The organism is Ottowia flava (genome assembly GCF_008017535.1).
Lineage (GTDB): Bacteria > Pseudomonadota > Gammaproteobacteria > Burkholderiales > Burkholderiaceae_C > Ottowia > Ottowia flava.
This window is the reverse complement of record NZ_VRUA01000002.1, coordinates 397,264-416,205: the sequence shown is the minus strand read 5'-3', so window position 1 is coordinate 416,205 and position 18,942 is coordinate 397,264. Positions and strand designations below refer to the sequence as shown.

Sequence of the window (18,942 nt, the reverse complement as noted above, 5' to 3'; positions counted from 1 at the left end):
TGTAGGCCGAAGGGGTTGACGCTTTCCAGCGTTTGGCGGCTTCCGGTGGGCGGGTCGGACAGAGATCGTGCGGCTTGCGCTGATTGAGCGCACGAAAAATGCGTCAGAAGACAAGTTCATGACGTAAACAGCGCCAATCAGCGCAATAGCAGCATAAAATTGCGTGATGGAAGACGCTGACGCACTGGACCGGCTTGACCGGGCCATCCTGCGCCGTTTGCAGGTCAACGGCCGGGAAACCTGCGAGTCCATGGGCGAGGCGATTGGGCTGTCCGCCAGCGCTGTGCTGCGCCGCATCAAAAAACTGGAGGACGCGGGCATCGTTGACCGTTACGTGGCCCTGCTGAGGCCCGAAGCGCTGGGGCTAGGCCTTATGGCGTATGTCAATGTCCGGCTTGAGAAGCGGTCCGACGGCAACAAGCGCAATCCCATGGACGAATTCCGCGCCAGCGTGCAGGCGTGGCCGGAGGTGGTGGAATGCACGGCCCTGACGGGGGAAATGGATTTCTTGTTGCGCCTGGTGCTGCAGGACATGAGTGCGTACTCACGTTTCATGATGGATACCTTGTTGCGCCACCCGGCGGTCCAGGACTGCAAGACCAGCTTCGTGATGGACCGCGTCAAGGCCACGACCGCACTGCCAATTTCCGGGTGAAATTAGCACCTAGCCGGCTACTGTATTGCGCAAGCAGCTATGAATAAGTGAGTAAGTTCCAGCGTTGCATCTGTTGTGTGTGGGGCACCGGGGCGGCGTACATGAGGCTGGCGCTGTGGCAAAAGCACGCCTATCATGGTGCAATGCAGCAAAAGTAGCACTTTGGAGTAGCAACTCTACAACTGCGCCCTAACATCTGACGCCATGGAACCTCGTATTGACCCACGTCCGTCGGACAGCCCGGCGGCCCCCAGCCCCACGGCTTCGACTGCGAAGTCGTCGGCCATCGTGCCGATCCGCGAGATCGGCGCGCGCTACCGCGACCAGGTCGCCCAGCACCTGCTGGGCCTGGGCGAGCGCGACCGCTACCTGCGTTTCGGCTATGCCGCCAACGACCGGCAGATCCAGAACTACGTCGACAAGCTGAACTTCGAGCGCGACCAGGTGTTCGGCATCTTCAACCGCAAGCTCGAACTGATCGCCATGGCGCACCTGGCCTACCCGCAGGACTTCGCCACGGCCGGCTTCGCCGAGTTTGGCGTGTCGGTGGCGCCGCACGCCCGCGGGCGCGGCTACGGCTCGCGCCTGTTCGACCGCGCAGCCATCCACGCCGTGAACGACGGCGTGAAGACGCTGTACATCCACGCGCTGAGCGAAAACACGGCCATGCTGAAAATTGCCCGCAAGGCCGGTGCGGTGGTGGAGCGTTCGGGCAGCGAAAGCGAAGCCCACCTGAAGCTGCCCGAAGCCACGTTCAAGTCGCGCGTGAGCGAGCTGCTGGCCGGGCAAGTCGGTCAGGTCGACTACTGGCTGAAGGCCGAAGGGCGTCACCTGCGCGAGCTGGTCGCGACCGCCCAGGAAGTGCGCGAAGCCGTGCGCGACAACGCCCACCGCACGGGCACCTGAGGCTGCCGTGCTGACGGCGCCGGCCCGGCCGCGCATGTATCAGGGATGGCGGCAATGGATGAATGACATCCAGTTCCGCTATCCTTGATCCCTTGCCAACTACCGCAATCCTGCAAAACGACCGTGGCTGACCCCCACCCTGCGCGCTCTTCTGAACGCGCCTTCGAGCGCGAAGACAAGCGCAGCCTGTTTCAAAAACTGGTCGAATTCATCAAGCCGGGCCCCGACTCGACCGATGAGCTGATCGAGACCCTGGCCGAGGCCGAGGACAAGGAGCTCATCGACGCGGAAAGCCGCATCATGCTGGAGGGCGTGATTCGCCTGGCCGACATGAGCGCCGGCGACGCGATGGTCGCCGCGCCCCGCATGGATCTGCTGGACATCGACGCGCCGTATGAAGCGTTGCTGCACTACGTGATCAACACCGCGCACTCGCGCTTTCCGGTGTACCAGGGCGAGCGCGAAAACATCATCGGCATCCTGCTGGCCAAGGACCTGCTCAAGCTGCAGCGCGCACCCGAACTCAACGTGCGCACGCTGGTCCGCCCGGCCTACTTCGTGCCGGAAAGCAAGGGCCTGAACGATCTGCTGCGCGCGTTTCGGGTCAACCGCAACCACCTGGCCATCGTGGTCGACGAATTCGGCCGCACGGCGGGGCTGATCACCATCGAGGACGTGCTGGAGCAGATCGTCGGTGAGATCGAGGACGAGTTCGATATTGATGGCGACGACGGCGACATCTTCGCGCTGGCCGACAACACCTGGCGCGTGGCCGGCGATACACCGCTGGAGCGGGTGGAAGAGCAATTCGGCGTCGAGCTGGACCCGGAGCCGGACGGCGACCTGGATGTCGATTTCGACACCATCGGCGGCCTGATTGCGCACCGTATGGGCCACGTGCCCAAGCGCGGGGAGCGCCACAGCTTTGGCGGGCTGGAATTCCTGACCCTGCACACCAAGGGCGGCGCCGTGCGCTGGTTCAAGGTGTCGCGCCTGCCGTCGCACGGGCAGGACTGAGCGCCGCCGCGACATGCGCTTTGCCCGGGGATGGGCCGCCGCCCTGTCCGCGCTGGTCGCGGGCTGGGCACAGTCTCAATCCATTGGCGATATCTGGACAGGCCAGACGCATGGCTGGCTGCAGATTCTCAGTCTGGCGGCGCTGGTGGCGCTGTTGGTTGAAGGCGTGGCCGACGCAGCGAAGGAGGTCCGACGGCGGCGCCTCTGGCTACGTGCGCTGCTGACGGGTTGGCTGTTTGGCCTGGGCTGGTTGACGGGCACGTTCTGGTGGCTGTTCATCTCGATGCACACCTACGGTGGGCTCAACCCGGTTCTGGCGGTTCTGGCGGTGTTGGCGCTGGCGGGTTTTCTGGCCCTTTACTACGGAGCTGCCTGCGGCGCTTTCGCCGCCTTGGTTTCGGCGCGCGGCCTGTCTCGGCGGCCGCTGGCTGCAGTACTGCTGTTCGCCGCCTTGTGGACGCTGGCCGAGCTGGCCAGGGGGACCTGGTTGACCGGCTTTCCCTGGGGTGCCGGCGGCTATGCGCACGTCGACGGGTTGCTGGCGTTCCTGCCGCGCTATATCGGCGTCTATGGTCTGGGCTTTGTGGCCGCTGCGCTGGCCGCCATGCTCGCGCTGGCCGGACGCATACCTTGGCGGCGCGCACCCACGCTGATCGGCGTGGCCCTGGTGTTGTTGTTGGGGGTCGGCTTGTCGACTTGGCGCACGCACGATTTGGACGCCCTCGAGTCGGATTTGCGCTCGGACGTGGCGCTGATGCAGGGCAATATCCCGCAGGACGAGAAATTCGTGCCGGGCCGTGGCATTGCCGATTCGCTGCGCTGGTACGGCGAGCAACTGCAGGCCAACCAGGCGCCGCTCATCGTCGGGCCGGAAACCGCGGTGCCCTTGTTGCCGCGCCAGTTGCCCGATGGCTACTGGGACAGTCTGGTGGCGCGCTACCAGCGTCCGGGGCAGGCGGCGCTCGTGGGCATTCCGCTGGGGGACATGGAAGTCGGCTACACCAATTCTGTGGTGGGGTTGGCGCCGGGCCAGTCGGCAGCGTACCGGTACGACAAGCACCATCTGGTGCCTTTTGGGGAATTCATTCCGCCGCTGTTTCGCTGGTTCACTGAAATGATGAACATCCCGCTGGGCGATTTCGCGCGCGGTGCCGTCGGACAGCCTTCCTTTGCCTGGCAAGGCCAGCGGCTGGCGCCCAACGTCTGCTATGAAGACTTGTTCGGCGAGGAGCTGGCCGCGCGCTTTGTCGAGCCGGCACGCGCACCCACGGCGTTCGTCAACGTCAGCAACATTGGCTGGTTCGGTGATTCCGTCGCGATCGACCAGCACTTGTCCATCAGCCGAATGCGTTCGCTGGAGTTCGAGCGCCCGATGCTGCGCGCCACCAACACCGGCGCCACCGCGATCATCGACCACCATGGCGCGGTCACCTACAGTCTGCCGCGGCTCACGCGCGGGGTGTTGCAGGGGCAATTCGAAGGCCGCACGACCATCACCCCGTTCGCTCGCTGGGCCGCCGTGGCTGGGCTCTGGCCGTTGTGGATCGGCTGTGCCCTGGCGGTGGTTGTGTCTGCGCTGATGCTGCGCCGCGCCCGTGTCTGAAGGCGGCAACCGGGCGGCGCCGCCCGCCGCGCCCGGCAAGGCACAATTGAGCCCATGGCTGAATCCTTTTCCTACGAAGAATTGATCGCGTCCGGCGAAGGCCGGTTGTTCGGGCCCGACAGCGGGCGGCTGCCGCTGCCGCCCATGCTGATGTTCGATCGCATCACGCACATTGACGAGGACGGCGGCGCGCATGGTCTTGGGCGCGTGGTGGCCGAGCTGGACATCAAGCCTGATCTCTGGTTCTTCGACTGCCACTTCCAGGGTGACCCGGTCATGCCCGGCTGCCTGGGCCTGGATGCCATGTGGCAACTGATTGGCTTCTACCTGACCTGGTTGCGTCTGCCCGGTCGCGGCCGCGCCTTGGGCGCGGGCGAGGTGAAGTTCACCGGCGAAGTCGGGCCAGACGTCAAACGGGTGACATACGAGATTGATATCAAGCGGGTGATCAAACGCAAGCTGACCATGGCCATCGGCGATGCCCGCCTGTTGGCCGACGGCAAGGAGATCTACGTGGCGAGCGATTTGCGGGTGGGCCTTTTCGGCAAGGACGCGGCGGCAGTGCAGGCGCCGGAGGGCGGCACATCATGAAACGCCGCGTGGTGGTCACCGGTGCGGGCATCGTGTCATGCATCGGCAACGACCTGCAGACCGTTGAAAGCGCGCTGCGCGAAGGCAGGTCGGGCATCAGTGCGGCGCCCGATTTCGCTGAGATGGGCCTGCGCAGCCAGGTAGCCGGCCGTCCGCAGATCGATCTGGAGGCGCGCCTTGACCGCAAGCAACTGCGCTTCATGGGGGATGCCGCGGCATATGCCCACGTTGCCCTGGCGGACGCCATCGCCCAGGCGGGACTGACGCCCGAGCAGGTGTCGCACCCGCGCACCGGGCTGATCATGGGCTCGGGCGGTGGTTCGCCCGCCAACCAGATCGAAGCCGCCGACACGCTGCGCAGCAAGGGCATCCGCCGCGTCGGCCCCTACCAGGTCACGCGCTGCATGAGCAGCACCGTCTCGGCCTGCCTGTCCACGCACTTCGCCATCAAGGGCATCAACTACTCCATCACCTCGGCGTGCAGCACCTCGGCGCATTGCATCGGGTCGGCCGCACAGCAAATCGCCTGGGGCATGCAGGACGTGATGTTCGCCGGTGGTGGTGAAGAGCTGTCCTGGGGCATGGCGCTGCTGTTCGACGGCATGGGCGCCATGTCGAGCAAGCGCAACGACGACCCGACCCGCGCTTCGCGGGCGTATGACGCCGACCGCGACGGCTTCGTCATCGCCGGCGGTGGCGGGGCCGTGGTGCTGGAGTCGTTGGAACACGCGCAGGCGCGCGGCGCCAGCATCCTGGGCGAAGTGGTCGGCTTTGGCGCCACCAGCGACGGCGCGGACATGGTCGCGCCCTCGGGCGACGGCGCCGTGGCCTGCATGCGCCAAGCCATCGAAGGCTTGGAAGGGCCCATCGACTACATCAACACCCACGGCACCTCCACGCCCGTGGGCGACGTGCCCGAGCTGAAGGCGATGCGTACCGTGTTTGGCGACGGCAAGGTGCCGCCGTTCTCGTCCACCAAGTCGCTCACCGGCCATTCGCTGGGCGCCACTGGCGTGCAAGAGGCGATCTACTGTCTGCTGATGCTGCAAAAGGGTTTCATCGCCGGTTCGGCCAACGTCGACTCGCCCGACGCGGCCGTGGGCGACCTGCCATTGGTCACGGCCACGCGCGACGCCGATCTGCGCCAGGTGCTGTCCAACAGCTTCGGCTTTGGTGGCACCAACGCCAGCCTGGTGCTGCGCCGCTGGGACGGCGCCTGACACGTTCCAGCGCCCCGGGGCCCAGCGTGGGCGGCCCTGTGTATTTTTGCTGAATTCTCGGATTCATCTCCCATTTCCCCTTATTTTGGGGGGTGCGGGCGATCGTCCTTTGCGCTATACCTCTACCGGAATGAGGCAAACCTAAACAGGCATAAGGGAGTGCCTGGGGGTTCAGCACAAGGAGGAATTGCCCATGACATACCGGTTTTCAATCTGTCATTCGCGCTGGAGCGCTTGGCGCCGTACGGGTGTCCTCGCCGCCATGGCGCTGGTCCATTCGATCGCGATGGCTCAAGTAGCGCCTGTGACGCTGGCGTGCCCCACGCCGACCAGTACGGGGGTAACGGCTGACCTCAGCACGGCTGGCGGTGTCTGGGAGATCCAGCCACCTGGCGGTGCATGGTCCTCTGCTGCCGCGACGGGCAATCCAGCGTGGGACACGGTGGCTGGTGCCACGTGGATTGGCAATGGCGCGAGCGGGGTCAATGGCAATTACACGTTCCGGCGTCAGATTGATGCAAGCGATCCCAACGTGGATCTGGCCTCCCTCCGTGTTACTTATTCCTATCTGGCCGACAACCGCATGGAGTCGGCCGCTCTTGGTGCGGCGCTGCCGGTGACGCCGGTGGGTTTCGTTGGTCAGCCGGGCAGCGCCACCAATCAGACCGCAACCTTGACGCCGGATGCCAACAACTTCCTGACCTTTGTGGCCTACAACTCCGAAGGACCTGTTGGTATCGCCGCCAACGTCACCCTGACATTCGATTGCCGCGCGGTGGTGCCGCCGGCGCCCGTGCCCGTCAATGCGCCGTGGGCATTGGGTGGACTGGGTAGTTTGATGGTGCTGGCAGCAGCTTTGCGGCGCCGTCGCCGCGCGTGAAGCGCTGACGCGACCTCACAAAAGGCTGCCGTGGCAGCCTTTTTCTTGGCTCTTTTCCCCGCTCCTGGGGGAGCATTCTCAAGCAGACCCGAGGGCTGTTGTTGCCTTGATCGCCAGGGGAGCATGCCTGACGCGGTCGGTAAAATGGTGGGTTGGCCATCCGTGGCCAGTTCCGGCCTTTTCTGTTGGGCAGAAACGGTCTATGGCCTGAGTTGCCAGTGTTCTCTGACGTCCGACATGCTGACCTTCCAACAAATCATCCTCAAGCTTCAAAGCTACTGGGCCGACCAGGGCTGCGCGCTCTTGCAGCCCTACGACATGGAAGTGGGCGCGGGCACATCGCATACAGCGACTTTCCTGAGAGCCATCGGGCCTGAGCCGTGGAAGGCGGCCTATGTGCAACCCAGCCGCCGCCCGAAAGACGGCCGCTACGGCGAAAACCCCAACCGGGGCCAGCACTACTACCAGTACCAGGTGGTGCTGAAGCCCGCGCCGGCCAATATTCTTGACCTGTACCTGGGCTCGCTCGAAGCGCTGGGGTTCGATCTGAAGAAGAACGACATCCGCTTCGTCGAAGACGACTGGGAGAACCCCACGCTGGGCGCCTGGGGCCTGGGCTGGGAGGTCTGGCTGAACGGCATGGAGGTGACGCAGTTCACCTATTTCCAGCAGGTAGGCGGCATCGACTGCAAGCCTGCCACGGGCGAAATCACCTACGGCCTCGAGCGCCTGGCCATGTACCTGCAGGGCGTGGAGAACATGTACGACCTGGTGTGGACCGTGGACGGTGACGGCCGGAAGCTGACCTACGGCGACGTGTTCCACCAGAACGAGGTCGAGCAGTCCGCGTACAACTTCGAGCACTCCGACGCCGACTTCCTCTTCACCGCCTTCACCGCGCACGAAAAGCAGGCCAAGCACCTGATCGAGCAGCAACTCGCGCTGCCCGCGTACGAGCAGGTGCTGAAAGCGGCGCACACCTTCAACCTGCTGGACGCGCGCGGCGCCATCAGCGTGACCGAGCGCGCCGCCTACATCGGCCGTATCCGCAACCTCGCGCGCGCGGTGGCGCAGAGCTACTACGAAAGCCGCGAGCGCCTGGGCTTCCCGCTGGCGCCGCGCGAGTGGGTCGATCAACTCGAGCCGCGCGCCAAAAAGGCCGCCTGAGCGCCGCCTTCGCCTGCCGCCCTGAACTTGCCCCATGCGGCGCCCGACGGCGCCGCCCCGATGGAAGACACCCCTGACATGACCCCGCAGAACCTCCTGGTCGAACTCTTTGTGGAAGAGCTGCCGCCCAAGGCGCTCAAGAAGCTGGGCGACGCCTTCGCCCAGCAACTGGCCGAGCAGCTTCACGCGCAGGGCCTGACCTCGGCCGACGCGGTCGTCACGCCTTACGCCAGCCCGCGCCGACTGGCCGCGCACATCACGCAAGTGGCCGACAAGGCCGCCGACAAGGCCGTGCAGCAAAAGCTGATGCCGGTCACCGTCGGTCTGGATGCCAGCGGCAACGCCACGCCCGCGCTGCTTAAGAAACTGGCCGCATTGGGCGCCGATGCGTCCGCCGTGTCCCAGCTGAAACGCGCGCCCGACGGCAAGGCCGAAGCGCTGTTCTACGACAGCGTGGTGAGCGGCGTGACGCTCGAAGTGGGCCTGCAGAAGGCGCTGCACGAGGCCATCACCAAGCTGCCCATTCCCAAGGTCATGACCTACCAGCTCGAAGAAGGCTGCGAGCTGCCTGGCTGGAGCAGCGTGCAGTTCGTCCGCCCGGCGCACGGCCTGGTCGCCCTGCACGGCAGCCGTGTGGTGCCCGTCACCGCGCTGGGTCTCACGGCCGGCCGCGCCACGCATGGCCACCGGTTCGAGGCCAAGATGGACCCCATCACCCTCGTGGATGCCGACCGCTACGCCGAGACGCTGAGCGACAAGGGCGCCGTCATCGCCAGCTTCGACGAACGCCGCGCCGATATCGTTTCGCAGCTCAAAACGGCTGCGGCCAAGGCGGGGACAGCGCTGGCAGCTATCGAAGACGAAGCGCTCCTGGATGAGGTGACGGCGCTGGTCGAGCGCCCCAACGTGCTGGTCTGCCAGTTCGAGCCCGAGTTTCTGGCGGTGCCGCAGGAATGCCTGATCCTGACCATGAAGGCCAACCAGAAGTACTTCCCGCTGCTGGACGGCGCAGGCAAGCTGACCCACCAGTTCCTGGTGGTCAGCAACATCCGCCCCGATGACGCCAGCGCCGTGATCGAAGGCAACGAGCGGGTGGTGCGCCCGCGCTTGGCCGACGCCAAGTTCTTCTTCGACCAGGACCGCAAGAAGTCGCTGGAAAGCCGGGTCGAGCAGCTTGGCAAGGTCGTGTACCACAACAAGCTTGGCACGCAGGGTGAGCGTGTCGAGCGCGTGCGTGCCATCGCCAAAGCCATTGCCGCGCAATTGGGCATGTCGGCGGAGCAACAGCAGCAGGTCGATCAGGCCGCGCACCTCGCCAAAACCGACCTGGTGACCGACATGGTCGGCGAGTTCCCTGAGCTGCAGGGCACGATGGGCCGCTACTACGCGATCAACGACGGCCTGCCCGAATCCGTGGCCGACGCCATCGAAGACCATTACAAGCCGCGCTTCGCCGGCGACGAGCTACCTCGCGGCGACGTCGGCGTGGTGGTGGCCCTGGCCGACAAACTGGAGACGCTGGTCGGCATGTTCGGCATCGGCAACCTGCCCACCGGCGACCGCGACCCGTTTGCGCTGCGGCGGCATGCGCTGGGGGTGACGCGCATGCTGGTCGAGAAAAAGCTGCCCTTGCAACTGCCTGAGGTGGTGGCTTCGGCCGCCAAGGCTTTTGGCGCGCTTTTGCCCAACGCGGAGGAAAGCAACGGCAAGCTGCTGCCGTTCATGTACGAACGCGTGTCGGGTTACCTGCGCGACCTAGGCCACAGCGCGGCGGAGGTCGATGCCGTGACCAGCGCCGGGCCGGCGTGGGGCGACTTGCCCAAGTGCCTGGACGCGGTGCGCCAGTTTGCCCAACTGCCTGAAGCGCCCGCGCTGGCCGCCGCCAACAAGCGCGTGGGCAACATCCTCAAGAAGGCCGAGGGCGAGGTGTCCGGCGCCGTCGATACCGCGCTGTTGAAGGAAGACGCCGAGAAAGCCTTGTACGCCGCGCTGCAAAGCGTCGCGCCGCAAGCCAACGCCGCGTTCGAGCAGGGCGACTACACCGCCAGCCTGCGCGCGCTGGCGGCGCTGAAGGGCCCGGTGGACGCCTTCTTTGACGGCGTCATGGTCAACGCCGACGACGCCGCGCTCAAGGCCAATCGCCTGGCGCTGCTGCAGCAATTGCACCAGGCCATGAACCGCGTGGCCGACCTGTCGCGTCTGGCCGCATGACGGACGACGGGGCCGACGCCGCGCCCCGGCCGAACTGGCGCGGCTTGGCCTGGGCGCTGCTGCCGCCAATCGCCGTGCTGCTGCTGCGCGCCGCGTTGCAGGCACAGACCGACGAAGCCACCGCCAGCCTGAACGCCGTGCACGCGGCGACCTTGGTGACCACGCCGGGCGAGGCGATGTGGGCTGCGGCGCGGCCCTTTGTCCTGACGCTCGTGACGGCGCTGGTTGTGATCGGCGCGGCCGTGGTCTGGATCCGCCGTGGCGTGCGCCACCACGGCTGGCCGCGCATGCGCCCGCGCGTGGTCGGCGCCTGGGTGGTGTTGTGCTTGATCGCCGCCGGTGCACTGATGGTTCAGCACCTCAACCGCAGCGGCCGCCAGGCCGAGGCCGCGCGCCAGGGCGAAGTGCTGTTGGTGCGCGAAGTGCGGCCGACCGAACGCAGCGTGGGCGGCGCCGAGGTCTACCTGCAGCTGCCCGGCGAAGCCGCGCCGGTGCACCTCTTGGCCGAGGGCCAGCCCGCCACGCGTTTCCCGCCGAAGAGCACGGTCCGCCTGCAAACCGAGCGCGGACGCTGGTGGGGCCGCTGGGGCTCGGTCGCGCCGCTGGCGCTGCCCGCCTTGCCAGCGTCAGCGACACCGCCCGCGGCCAGCAACGGATAATCGGCGCATGAAACTGGTCATCGTTGACCGCGACGGCACCGTTTGCGTCGAGCGCGAGGGCTACATCCAGACGCCCGACGAATGGGAGCCGCTGCCCGGCGCCCTGGACGCCATCGCGCGGCTGAACCACGCGGGCTTTCACGTCGTCATCGCGGCGAACATGCCCGGGCTGGGCCGCGGGCTGTTCGACATGGCGGCGCTCAACGCCATTCACACCAAGATGGCCAAGCAACTGGCGGCCATCGGTGCGCGCATCGAAGCCGTGTTCTTCTGCCCACACGCTCCGGACGACGCCTGCGAATGCCGCAAGCCGGCGCCGGGGCTGTTTCACAAGATCGGTGAGCGCTACAAGGTCGACCTGAAGCAGGTGCATGCCGTGGGCAACAGCCTGAACGACGTGCTTGCCGCGCAGGCAGCGGGCTGTGTGCCGCACCTGGTGCTGACGGGCCGACATGCGCCAGCTGCGGGCGAGGCGCTGCCACCCGGTTACCCGACAACGACCCGCGTGCACGCCGACCTGGCCGAGTTCGCCACCCATTTCATTGCGGCGCACGAGGCCGCGGCCGCACTGATGGCTGCCGGCACCCCCGGCCAAGCGGTGGCGGGTGTTGCGTCGATGCTTTGAATGCTCATTAATCAATAGCTGATTGCGCAGATCCAGACTGCCTTGGGCCCATTTTTTCTATGAATTTCATTCGCTCCGTCCTGCACATGCTGTGGATGATCATCACGGTCATTCCGTGGGCGCTGCTCGTGGTCATCGTCGCGCCCTTCGCCAGCCAGAAGACGGTCTACAAGCTGTGCGCCGGCTGGCTGACGCACGCGGTGGATTCAGGCCGCTGGATTCTCGGCATCCGCAACCGCGTGACCGGCTTTGACAACCTGCCCAAGGGCGAACTCGACCCGGCCGTGCTGCTCGTCAAGCACCAGTCCACCTGGGAAACCTTCGCCATGGTCGCGATCAGCCCGCATCCCCTGGCCTTCGTGTTCAAGAAAGAGCTGCTCTACATCCCGTTCTTCGGCTGGGCCATGGGCCGGCTGGACATGATTCACATCGACCGCAGCCGTCGCACTGAAGCCTTCAACAAGGTCGTGCAGCAGGGCGAGCGCCTGCTGGCCAAGGGCGTGTGGGTGATCATGTTCCCGGAGGGAACGCGCATTCCGCGCGGCTACAAGGGCCGCTACCAGAGCGGTGGCGCGCGCTTGGCGATTGAAACCGGCGCGCCGGTGATCCCGGTCGCCGTCACCTCGGCCAAGTGCTGGCCGCGCAAGGCCTTCGTCAAGACCCCGGGCATCGTCGACATTTCGATCGGTCCTGCCATCCCGAGCCAGGGCCGCAGGCCGACCGAGCTCATGCGCGAGGCCGAAGCCTGGATCGAGGCGGAGATGGTCCGCCTGGACCCTGAGGCCTATCCCGAAGGCGAAGCCAAGCTGTTTGTGAAAGACGCCGCGGAGTAGGGCACGCGACGGACCGCCCATGCTGCAACTGTTGCTGGACCTCTTCGCCGACGCGGCGGATGCGCGCGCGCCCGTGGCGCCGATGCTGCCGGTGTCGCCGGAGCGTGAGACGGCTGCTGTGTCCAATGCATCCGGGCAGCCGGAATCTTCAGCGCAGGCAGCTACGCTAAAGATAGCGGATGGCCCAGCGATTGACCTGAATGACGCGCTGCTTCCCGCGCAGTTCGAACACCCCCGCGCCAACCGGACGATCCGTTTCTCGCATGCGCATGTCGCCTACGAGTTCAAGCGCGGCAAGCGCCGCACCATCGGCTTTCAGGTCGGTGCGGACGGCCTCACCGTCAGTGCACCGCGCTGGACCCCGCTGGGCGAGGTCGACGCGGCGCTGCGCGAGAAAGAACGCTGGATCGTCACCAAGCTGCGTGAGGCGCGCGAGCGGCACGCGCGCCTGGAAGCGGCCCGCATTGAATGGCGCGAAGGGGCCGAGATTCCTTTCCTGGGTGAGCCCGTGGTGCTGGTGATCGACCCGCGCCAGCGCCATGGTCGCGGCGGCGCCGTGCTGGTGCCGGGCGACGCTGCCTTGCCGGGCGTGCCGACCATGGCGCTGCACATCGGCCTGCCCCAGACCGCCAGCGCCGAGCAGCTGCGCGACACCGCGCAGGCCTGGCTGATGCGCCAGGCGCGCCGGCTGTTCACCGAAAGGCTGGACCATTTCGCGCCGCAGCTGGGCGTGCGCTGGCAAAAGCTCAGCCTGTCATCCGCCGACACGCGCTGGGGGAGCGCCAGCGCGGACGGCTCGATCCGCCTGAACTGGCGCCTGATCCACTTCCGCCAGCCGGTGATCGACTACGTGGTCGTGCACGAACTCGCCCACCTGCGCGAGATGAACCACAGCCCGCGCTTCTGGCAGCACGTCGAAGACATCCTGCCGGACTACGCCGAACGGCGCGAGCAGCTCAAGGGCGAGCTGGTGCCGCGCTGGTGAACGGCGCGGCCACGGTCCTGTGGGGGCTCAGCCGCGCGCCCAAGTGACGCCGCCGTCCACGATCAAGGTGCTGCCCACCACGTAATCACCGGCGCGCGACGCCAGGTAGATGGCGGCGCCGGCTATGTCTTCGGGTGTGCCGATGCGGCCGGCTGGGATGCGGGCGGCGACTTCATCAGCGTGGTCGCGCGCGTCCTTGTTCATGTTGGATGCGAAAGCACCGGGGGCAATGGCGCTGACGGCGATGCGCTCTGGTGCCAGCTGTAGGGCCATGCGCCGCGTCAGGTGGATCAGGCCGGCCTTGCTGGCCTGGTACGAGTACGTTTCCTGTGGGTTGTTTGACACGCCGTCGATCGACGCGATGTGGATCACCTTGGCCAGGTGGTCGGTTGCTGCGGCCTTGAGCAGCGGCGTCAATTCGCGCGTCAGGAAGAACGGCGTCTTCATGTTCAGGTCGACCACCTTGTTCCACCCGCTTTCGGGGAAGTCGGCGTACGGCGCGCCCCAGGCGGCACCGGCGTTGTTGACCAGAATGTCCAGCGACTGCTCGTGCGCGCGGTAGTCGGCCGCGAGTTGCTGTATGCCTTCGAGCGTGGACACGTCCGCTGGCAGCGCCGTGCAGGGCCCGAAGGCCGACAGCGCGCGCGCCGCGTCGTGGCAGGCATCGGCCTTGCGCGCCGAGATGTAGACGCGCGCACCGGCGCGCAAAAAGCCTTCGGCGATCATGCGGCCAATGCCGCGCGAGCCGCCGGTGATGAGCGCCGTGCGCCCTGCGAGCGAAAACATGTCCTGCACGTTCATGCGAAGTCTCCTGATCGAGATATGAGCAAAATAACCTTCTAGCGCTACACCCATCTGCGCGGGCAGCTACGGTGTTGATAGCAAATCGGTGATGGCGTCAAAGCCGGGGCCACTGTCCGCCGTCGCCTCCTGGCAGCGTGTCTGCAGGGCCCACAGTGCATCCAGCGCTTGCGCACCGTCCGCCGGCACGCGCGCCAGCCACTCGCCTAGCAGTACGCCAAACGCCCGCACGTCGAGCGCGCGCAGGCCCGCGTGCAGCGCCGGCTGAGACGGTGGCAGAAAGGCGGCCGCGCCAAAGTCGCTGAGCCAGACGCGCTCGCCCGCGCGCAGCAGGTTGTGTGCGTACAGGTCACCGTGCACCAGGCCGCGCGCGTGCAGCTGGGCCATGGCGCCCGCGACCTGGCGCGCGAAGTGGCGCACGATGGAGGCGCTGAAATGCGTGTCGGCGGCGTAAACGTCGCGCGTGCAGCTGTCAAAACTGGGCGGCGCGGCCAGAGCACGGACGCCGTCGGGCAACCGGCCGAGGACCAGCGCGTGCGCGCCCTCGGCTGCGTCTGCCAATGGGCCGTGCACCGGCACCAGCGCGTCGTGCACGCCCGCGGCCAGGCAGGCGGCCATTTCGCTGTCGGGCCAGCCATCGCTGGTGACGGTGCCCTTGAAGCGCTTGACGGCGACGGGCAGCTTGGCGCCGTCATGCGACCAGGTCGCCGCGTCGATCACGCCCGAAGCGCCTTCGCCCAGGCGCGCGCCCGGCGTCAGCGCGGCGGCGGGCACAGCGCACGCGTGCGCGGTGGCGAGAGCCTCGGCTTCCAGTGTCGCCGTCATCGGGTTGCCGGCCCAGGCCAGCCACTTCAAACGCGGCAGCGCGGAGAGCCAGGCGGGCAACTGCTCGAAACAGTTGGCGGCGATGCGCAGCAGCTCCAGCGCGGGTGCGCCGCGCAGCGCGTCGGGCAGGGTGCTCAGCCGGTTGCCGGCGAGCATCAGCTTTTGCAGACGCGGGCGCTCACCCAGCGAAGCCGGCAGGGTCGTAAGGGCGTTGTCGGTCAGGATCAGCCAGCGCAGGCGCGCAGGCAGCGCATCGGCGGGCACGTGCGCGATGGCGTTGCTCTTGAAGCCGATCATCTCCAGCGCCGGGCAGGCGCCTAGGCTGGCCGGCAGGTCGGTCAAGCGGTTGTTGGATGCGAACAGGATGCGCAGGCGGCTAAAGCGGTGCAGGTCGTCCGGCAGCGCGTCGAAGGCGTTGCCGGACAGATCCAGCAGTTCCAGCGTGTCCGCGTGCTCGTAGGCAGCAGCGGGCAGGGCGCGCAGGCCTTGGCCGTTCAGGCGCAGCTCACGCATGCGGCGGCGTCAACGTGGGAGGTGTCAAAAACGAACTTAGGCGGCGGGCGCAAAACGCCAGATGCCGTTGGCGTCGCGCGTGCGCTCCAGCTGGCCGCTGTGCCACAGGCGGTGCAGGTGGGCCACGGCCTCGCCCAGCGCAAACGTGGTCTGGTGCAGATCCAGCGGGCGCTTGAACAGCACGGGCAGCACGTCGTAGGCGGACACCGCTTTGTCGCGCGCGGCCTCCATGACTTCGGCCAGACGCTCGCGGTGGTGGTCCTGCAGCTGCTGCACGCGCGTGTGCATGCCCTTGAACGGCTTGCCATGCGACGGCAGCACCAGCGTGTCGGCCGGCAGGTCCTTGTAACGGTCGAGCGAGTTCAGGAACAACGACAGGGCGTCGCCTTCGGGCTCCATTTCATACACGCTGACGTTGGTGGAGATGCGCGGCAGCACCATGTCGCCGCTGATCAGCACGCCCAGCTCGTCGCAATACAGCGCCATGTGCTCCGGCGCGTGGCCGTAACCGGCAATGCAGCGCCAGCTGCGCCCACCGATGCGCACCAGCTGGCCGTCCATCAGGCGCGCGTAGGACAGCGGCACGGCGGGCACCAGGTTCTTGTAATAGCTCTTGCGGTTGAGGATCTGGTCCAGATCGGCCTCGTCGGTCATGCCATGGCTGCGAAAGTACGCGGCCAGGCGTTCGCCGCCAAAGCTGTTGATCACCTGACTGGCGTAGCGCGCGTTCATGTAATCGGTGGCGCTGATCCAAAGGCGGCATTCGTGTTCGGGCGTGGTCCAGCGGTCGCAGATCCAATGCGCCAGGCCGATGTGGTCGGGGTGCATGTGGGTGACGATGACGCGCAACACCGGCAGGCCTTCCAGCTGGGTGGCGAACACCTGTTCCCACAGCGCGCGCGACGCCGGGTGGTCGATGCAGGTGTCGACGATGGTCCAGCCTTCGCGGCCTTCCACCTTGTCGCGCAGCAGCCAGAGGTTGATGTGGTCCAGCGCGAAGGGCAGTGCCATGCGCACCCAGCGCACGCCCGGCGCCAGCTCGATCGTTTCGCCCGGCGGCGGCAACTGGTCGGCCAGAGGGTAGTGCAGGGCGCGTTCGAGTTCGGCGGAGACGGACATGGGCGGTGGGCTGTTGTAGGATAAAAGAGTTGACGTACACGTCAACTTGAAAGCACATTCTAGGGACGCGTGGCCCGCGTTGCACAGAACCTCGGAGACACCCAGCCCCCGTCATGGCGACCACCTACAGCATCAGCGACCTGGCACACGAGTTCGACCTGACTCCGCGTGCCATGCGCTTCTACGAAGACATGGGGCTGCTGCAGCCCGAACGCAGCGGCCCGGGCGGGCGCAGCCGCGTGTACTCCAACCGCGACCGCACGCGCCTCAAGCTCACCCTGCGCGCCAAGCGACTGGGGCTGTCGCTGACCGAGGCGCGCGAGCTGATCGACATGTACGACAGCCCGCGCGACACCCAGCCGCAGCTGCGCAAGTTCCTGGAAGTGCTGACCGGCCACCGCGCCCAGCTGGAAGCGCAGTTGGCTGAGCTGGAAGCCACGCTGAGCGAGGTGAGTGAACACGAGAAAGAAGCGCGCACCCTGCTGGCGCGGCTGGAGCGTGCGGCGGCCAAGCGCGGCGCCGCCGCGTCAAACTGATTGACGTTTACGTAAACGTCAATCAGAATCCAACTTTCACCCGCACCTTCCCATGACGCACGCCACCGATCCGCTGCACGACCGCATCGCCCAGAGCTTCGCTCGTCAGGGCATGCTGACGGTACTGGGTGCCGAATTGCGTTCGGTTGCGCCCAGTGTGGTTGAGATCTGGCTGCCCTACGCTGACCGTGTCACGCAGCAGCAGGGCGGCTTTCACGGCGGTGCCATGGGCATGCTGGCCGATGTGGCCGGCGGCTACGCTGGGCTGACCGTGGCGCCAGAAGGCATGGAAGTCGTCACCGTCGAATACAAGATCAACTTTCTGGCCAGCTTCCAGGGTGGCACGCTGCGCGCCGTGGGGCGCGTGGTGCGCCCGGGAAAGCGCCTGATCATCACCACGGCCGAGGTCGACCACGTCGACGCAGCGGGCAAAGCGTCCCCTTGCGCGCTGATGCAGCAGACCCTGGTGCCCGTGCCCAAAACCTACTGACCACCCAACTACCTAAGCGAGGAGACCCCATGAGCAACCTGCCTGGCCTGAATTTCGATCTTGGTGAAGACATCGAGGCGCTGCGCGATGCGGTACACGACTTCGCGCAGGCGGAGATTGCCCCGCGCGCGACCGAGATCGACCGGAACGACCAGTTCCCCATGGACCTGTGGCCCAAGATGGGCGAGCTGGGCGTGCTGGGGATTACCGTGCCTGAGGAATACGGCGGCGCCGACATGGGCTATTTGGCGCACATGATCGCCATGGAAGAAATCAGCCGTGCCAGCGCCTCGGTGGGCCTGAGCTACGGCGCGCACTCCAACCTGTGCGTCAACCAGCTCAAGCGCAACGGCAACGACGCGCAGAAGAAAAAATACCTGCCCAAACTGATCAGCGGCGAACACGTGGGCGCGCTGGCCATGAGCGAGCCGGGCGCCGGCTCCGACGTCATCAGCATGAAGCTGAAGGCCGAGGACAAGGGCGGCTACTACCTGCTTAACGGCACCAAGATGTGGATCACCAACGGCCCCGACGCCGACACCATGGTGGTCTACGCCAAGACCGAGCCCGAGTTGGGCGCGCGCGGTGTCACCGCCTTCATCGTCGAAAAGGGCATGAAGGGTTTTTCCACCGCGCAAAAGCTGGACAAGCTGGGCATGCGCGGCAGCCACACCGGCGAGATGGTGTTCAACAACGTCGAAGTGCCCGAAGCCAACATCCTGGGCGGCCTGAACCAAGGCGCCAAGGTGCTGATGAGCGGCCTGGACTACGAGCGCGCCGTGCTGGCCGGTGGCCCCATCGGCATCATGCAGGCCGTGATGGACAACGTCGTGCCCTATATCCACGACCGCAAGCAGTTCGGCCAGAGCATCGGCGAATTCCAGTTGGTGCAGGGCAAGGTCGCCGACATGTACACCGTGTTGCAGGCTGGTCGCGCGTTCCTCTACACCATCGGCAAGAACCTGGACGCGCTGGGCGCGCAGCACGTGCGCCAGGTCCGCAAGGACTGCGCCAGCGTCATCCTGTGGACGGCCGAAATGGCCACCAAGATGGCCGGCGACGGCATCCAGCTGTTCGGTGGCAACGGCTACATCAACGAATACCCGCTGGGCCGCCTGTGGCGTGACGCCAAGCTGTACGAGATCGGCGCTGGCACCAGCGAAATCCGCCGCATGCTGATCGGACGCGAACTGTTCGCCGAGACCATGTAAGCACAGCGCAGGGGCCTTGCGAAGCCAGGTTGTCCTGCGTCAACGGCGGCCACTACACTTCGGCGCTATATCCGTTGTCAGTCAGACCCTATGAA

19 protein-coding genes are annotated in these 18,942 nt (G+C 66.4%); 16 read left to right on the top strand and 3 right to left on the bottom strand.

Translation table 11 applies throughout. The annotated features are described in order from the left end of the window. The first annotated feature begins 166 nt into the window (after nt 1-166). From FVQ98_RS04065 to FVQ98_RS04005, 13 genes are all read left to right on the top strand, one after another. A complete protein-coding gene (locus tag FVQ98_RS04065; RefSeq protein ID WP_147912138.1) occupies nt 167-655 on the top strand; it encodes an Lrp/AsnC family transcriptional regulator in 489 nt (162 codons plus the stop codon). A 204-nt stretch (nt 656-859) separates the two neighbouring features. Beyond that, nucleotides 860-1,561, top strand: coding sequence for a GNAT family N-acetyltransferase (locus tag FVQ98_RS04060; protein WP_147912137.1), 702 nt, complete (start codon nt 860-862; stop codon nt 1,559-1,561). Between the two features lie 123 nt (nt 1,562-1,684). After that, the gene (locus FVQ98_RS04055) at nt 1,685-2,578 is read left to right on the top strand and encodes an HlyC/CorC family transporter (RefSeq protein WP_147912136.1); all 894 of its coding nucleotides are present in this window, start codon (nt 1,685-1,687) and stop codon (nt 2,576-2,578) included. Nucleotides 2,579-2,591: 13 nt separating this feature from the next. Then, nucleotides 2,592-4,181 (top strand): apolipoprotein N-acyltransferase, encoded by a 1,590-nt coding sequence (lnt, locus tag FVQ98_RS04050; protein ID WP_147912135.1) that lies wholly within the window; start codon nt 2,592-2,594, stop codon nt 4,179-4,181. A 54-nt stretch (nt 4,182-4,235) separates the two neighbouring features. Next, a complete protein-coding gene (gene fabA / locus FVQ98_RS04045) occupies nt 4,236-4,772 on the top strand; it encodes a 3-hydroxyacyl-[acyl-carrier-protein] dehydratase FabA (RefSeq protein ID WP_147912134.1) in 537 nt (178 codons plus the stop codon). Next, nucleotides 4,766-5,992: a beta-ketoacyl-ACP synthase I gene (gene fabB, locus FVQ98_RS04040; RefSeq protein WP_147912133.1), complete on the top strand. Its 1,227-nt coding sequence runs from the start codon at nt 4,766-4,768 to the stop codon at nt 5,990-5,992. Before fabA ends, fabB begins: the two co-directional genes overlap by 7 nt. 193 nt (nt 5,993-6,185) lie before the next feature. Further along, nucleotides 6,186-6,872 carry a hypothetical protein gene (locus FVQ98_RS04035; protein WP_147912132.1) on the top strand — a complete coding sequence of 229 codons (687 nt, stop codon included), beginning with the start codon at nt 6,186-6,188 and terminating at the stop codon, nt 6,870-6,872. Nucleotides 6,873-7,109: 237 nt separating this feature from the next. Beyond that, nucleotides 7,110-8,039: a glycine--tRNA ligase subunit alpha gene (gene glyQ, locus FVQ98_RS04030; RefSeq protein WP_147912131.1), complete on the top strand. Its 930-nt coding sequence runs from the start codon at nt 7,110-7,112 to the stop codon at nt 8,037-8,039. 78 nt (nt 8,040-8,117) lie between these two features. Continuing rightward, nucleotides 8,118-10,250: a glycine--tRNA ligase subunit beta gene (gene glyS, locus FVQ98_RS04025; RefSeq protein WP_147912177.1), complete on the top strand. Its 2,133-nt coding sequence runs from the start codon at nt 8,118-8,120 to the stop codon at nt 10,248-10,250. Beyond that, nucleotides 10,247-10,909, top strand: coding sequence for a hypothetical protein (locus FVQ98_RS04020; RefSeq protein ID WP_147912130.1), 663 nt, complete (start codon nt 10,247-10,249; stop codon nt 10,907-10,909). Before glyS ends, FVQ98_RS04020 begins: the two co-directional genes overlap by 4 nt. Nucleotides 10,910-10,916: 7 nt before the next feature. Then, nucleotides 10,917-11,534, top strand: coding sequence for a D-glycero-beta-D-manno-heptose 1,7-bisphosphate 7-phosphatase (gmhB, locus tag FVQ98_RS04015; protein ID WP_147912129.1), 618 nt, complete (start codon nt 10,917-10,919; stop codon nt 11,532-11,534). A 59-nt stretch (nt 11,535-11,593) separates the two neighbouring features. Continuing rightward, complete coding sequence (locus FVQ98_RS04010; protein WP_147912128.1) at nt 11,594-12,367, top strand: lysophospholipid acyltransferase family protein; 774 nt, start codon at nt 11,594-11,596, stop codon at nt 12,365-12,367. Between the two features lie 19 nt (nt 12,368-12,386). After that, the gene (locus tag FVQ98_RS04005) at nt 12,387-13,352 is read left to right on the top strand and encodes a M48 family metallopeptidase (protein ID WP_255507615.1); all 966 of its coding nucleotides are present in this window, start codon (nt 12,387-12,389) and stop codon (nt 13,350-13,352) included. 27 nt (nt 13,353-13,379) lie between these two features. On the opposite strand, the gene FVQ98_RS04000 is transcribed toward FVQ98_RS04005, so the two are convergent. From FVQ98_RS04000 to FVQ98_RS03990, 3 genes are all read right to left on the bottom strand, one after another. Beyond that, nucleotides 13,380-14,153: an SDR family oxidoreductase gene (locus FVQ98_RS04000; RefSeq protein WP_147912127.1), complete on the bottom strand. Its 774-nt coding sequence runs from the start codon at nt 14,151-14,153 to the stop codon at nt 13,380-13,382. A gap of 66 nt (nt 14,154-14,219) precedes the next feature. Beyond that, entirely contained in the window at nt 14,220-15,491 is a 1,272-nt protein-coding gene (locus FVQ98_RS03995) for a leucine-rich repeat-containing protein kinase family protein (RefSeq protein ID WP_147912126.1), read from the bottom strand. A 36-nt stretch (nt 15,492-15,527) separates the two neighbouring features. Then, the gene (locus tag FVQ98_RS03990) at nt 15,528-16,610 is read right to left on the bottom strand and encodes an MBL fold metallo-hydrolase (protein WP_147912125.1); all 1,083 of its coding nucleotides are present in this window, start codon (nt 16,608-16,610) and stop codon (nt 15,528-15,530) included. Nucleotides 16,611-16,723: 113 nt separating this feature from the next. Here FVQ98_RS03990 and FVQ98_RS03985 point away from each other — a divergent pair, with 113 nt between their 5' ends. The 3 genes from FVQ98_RS03985 to FVQ98_RS03975 are packed head-to-tail and all read left to right on the top strand — an operon-like array spanning nt 16,724 to nt 18,847. Beyond that, entirely contained in the window at nt 16,724-17,146 is a 423-nt protein-coding gene (locus FVQ98_RS03985; RefSeq protein ID WP_147912124.1) for a MerR family transcriptional regulator, read from the top strand. A 52-nt stretch (nt 17,147-17,198) separates the two neighbouring features. Next, a complete protein-coding gene (locus FVQ98_RS03980) occupies nt 17,199-17,636 on the top strand; it encodes a PaaI family thioesterase (RefSeq protein ID WP_147912123.1) in 438 nt (145 codons plus the stop codon). A gap of 29 nt (nt 17,637-17,665) precedes the next feature. Then, nucleotides 17,666-18,847: an isovaleryl-CoA dehydrogenase gene (locus tag FVQ98_RS03975; RefSeq protein ID WP_147912122.1), complete on the top strand. Its 1,182-nt coding sequence runs from the start codon at nt 17,666-17,668 to the stop codon at nt 18,845-18,847. Nucleotides 18,848-18,942 lie beyond the last annotated feature (95 nt).

Bases quoted from the DNA above. Each gene is read 5' to 3' on its own strand.
- FVQ98_RS04065 (WP_147912138.1), top strand. From the start codon at position 167: ATGGAAGACGCTGACGCACTGGACCGGCTTGACCGGGCCATCCTGCGC.
- FVQ98_RS04060 (WP_147912137.1), top strand. From the start codon at position 860: ATGGAACCTCGTATTGACCCACGTCCGTCGGACAGCCCGGCGGCCCCC.
- lnt (WP_147912135.1), top strand. From the start codon at position 2,592: ATGCGCTTTGCCCGGGGATGGGCCGCCGCCCTGTCCGCGCTGGTCGCG.
- fabA (WP_147912134.1), top strand. From the start codon at position 4,236: ATGGCTGAATCCTTTTCCTACGAAGAATTGATCGCGTCCGGCGAAGGC.
- FVQ98_RS04035 (WP_147912132.1), top strand. From the start codon at position 6,186: ATGACATACCGGTTTTCAATCTGTCATTCGCGCTGGAGCGCTTGGCGC.
- glyQ (WP_147912131.1), top strand. From the start codon at position 7,110: ATGCTGACCTTCCAACAAATCATCCTCAAGCTTCAAAGCTACTGGGCC.
- glyS (WP_147912177.1), top strand. From the start codon at position 8,118: ATGACCCCGCAGAACCTCCTGGTCGAACTCTTTGTGGAAGAGCTGCCG.
- FVQ98_RS04020 (WP_147912130.1), top strand. From the start codon at position 10,247: ATGACGGACGACGGGGCCGACGCCGCGCCCCGGCCGAACTGGCGCGGC.
- gmhB (WP_147912129.1), top strand. From the start codon at position 10,917: ATGAAACTGGTCATCGTTGACCGCGACGGCACCGTTTGCGTCGAGCGC.
- FVQ98_RS04010 (WP_147912128.1), top strand. From the start codon at position 11,594: ATGAATTTCATTCGCTCCGTCCTGCACATGCTGTGGATGATCATCACG.
- FVQ98_RS04005 (WP_255507615.1), top strand. From the start codon at position 12,387: ATGCTGCAACTGTTGCTGGACCTCTTCGCCGACGCGGCGGATGCGCGC.
- FVQ98_RS04000 (WP_147912127.1), bottom strand. From the start codon at position 14,153: ATGAACGTGCAGGACATGTTTTCGCTCGCAGGGCGCACGGCGCTCATC.
- FVQ98_RS03995 (WP_147912126.1), bottom strand. From the start codon at position 15,491: ATGCGTGAGCTGCGCCTGAACGGCCAAGGCCTGCGCGCCCTGCCCGCT.
- FVQ98_RS03990 (WP_147912125.1), bottom strand. From the start codon at position 16,610: ATGTCCGTCTCCGCCGAACTCGAACGCGCCCTGCACTACCCTCTGGCC.
- FVQ98_RS03985 (WP_147912124.1), top strand. From the start codon at position 16,724: ATGGCGACCACCTACAGCATCAGCGACCTGGCACACGAGTTCGACCTG.
- FVQ98_RS03980 (WP_147912123.1), top strand. From the start codon at position 17,199: ATGACGCACGCCACCGATCCGCTGCACGACCGCATCGCCCAGAGCTTC.
- FVQ98_RS03975 (WP_147912122.1), top strand. From the start codon at position 17,666: ATGAGCAACCTGCCTGGCCTGAATTTCGATCTTGGTGAAGACATCGAG.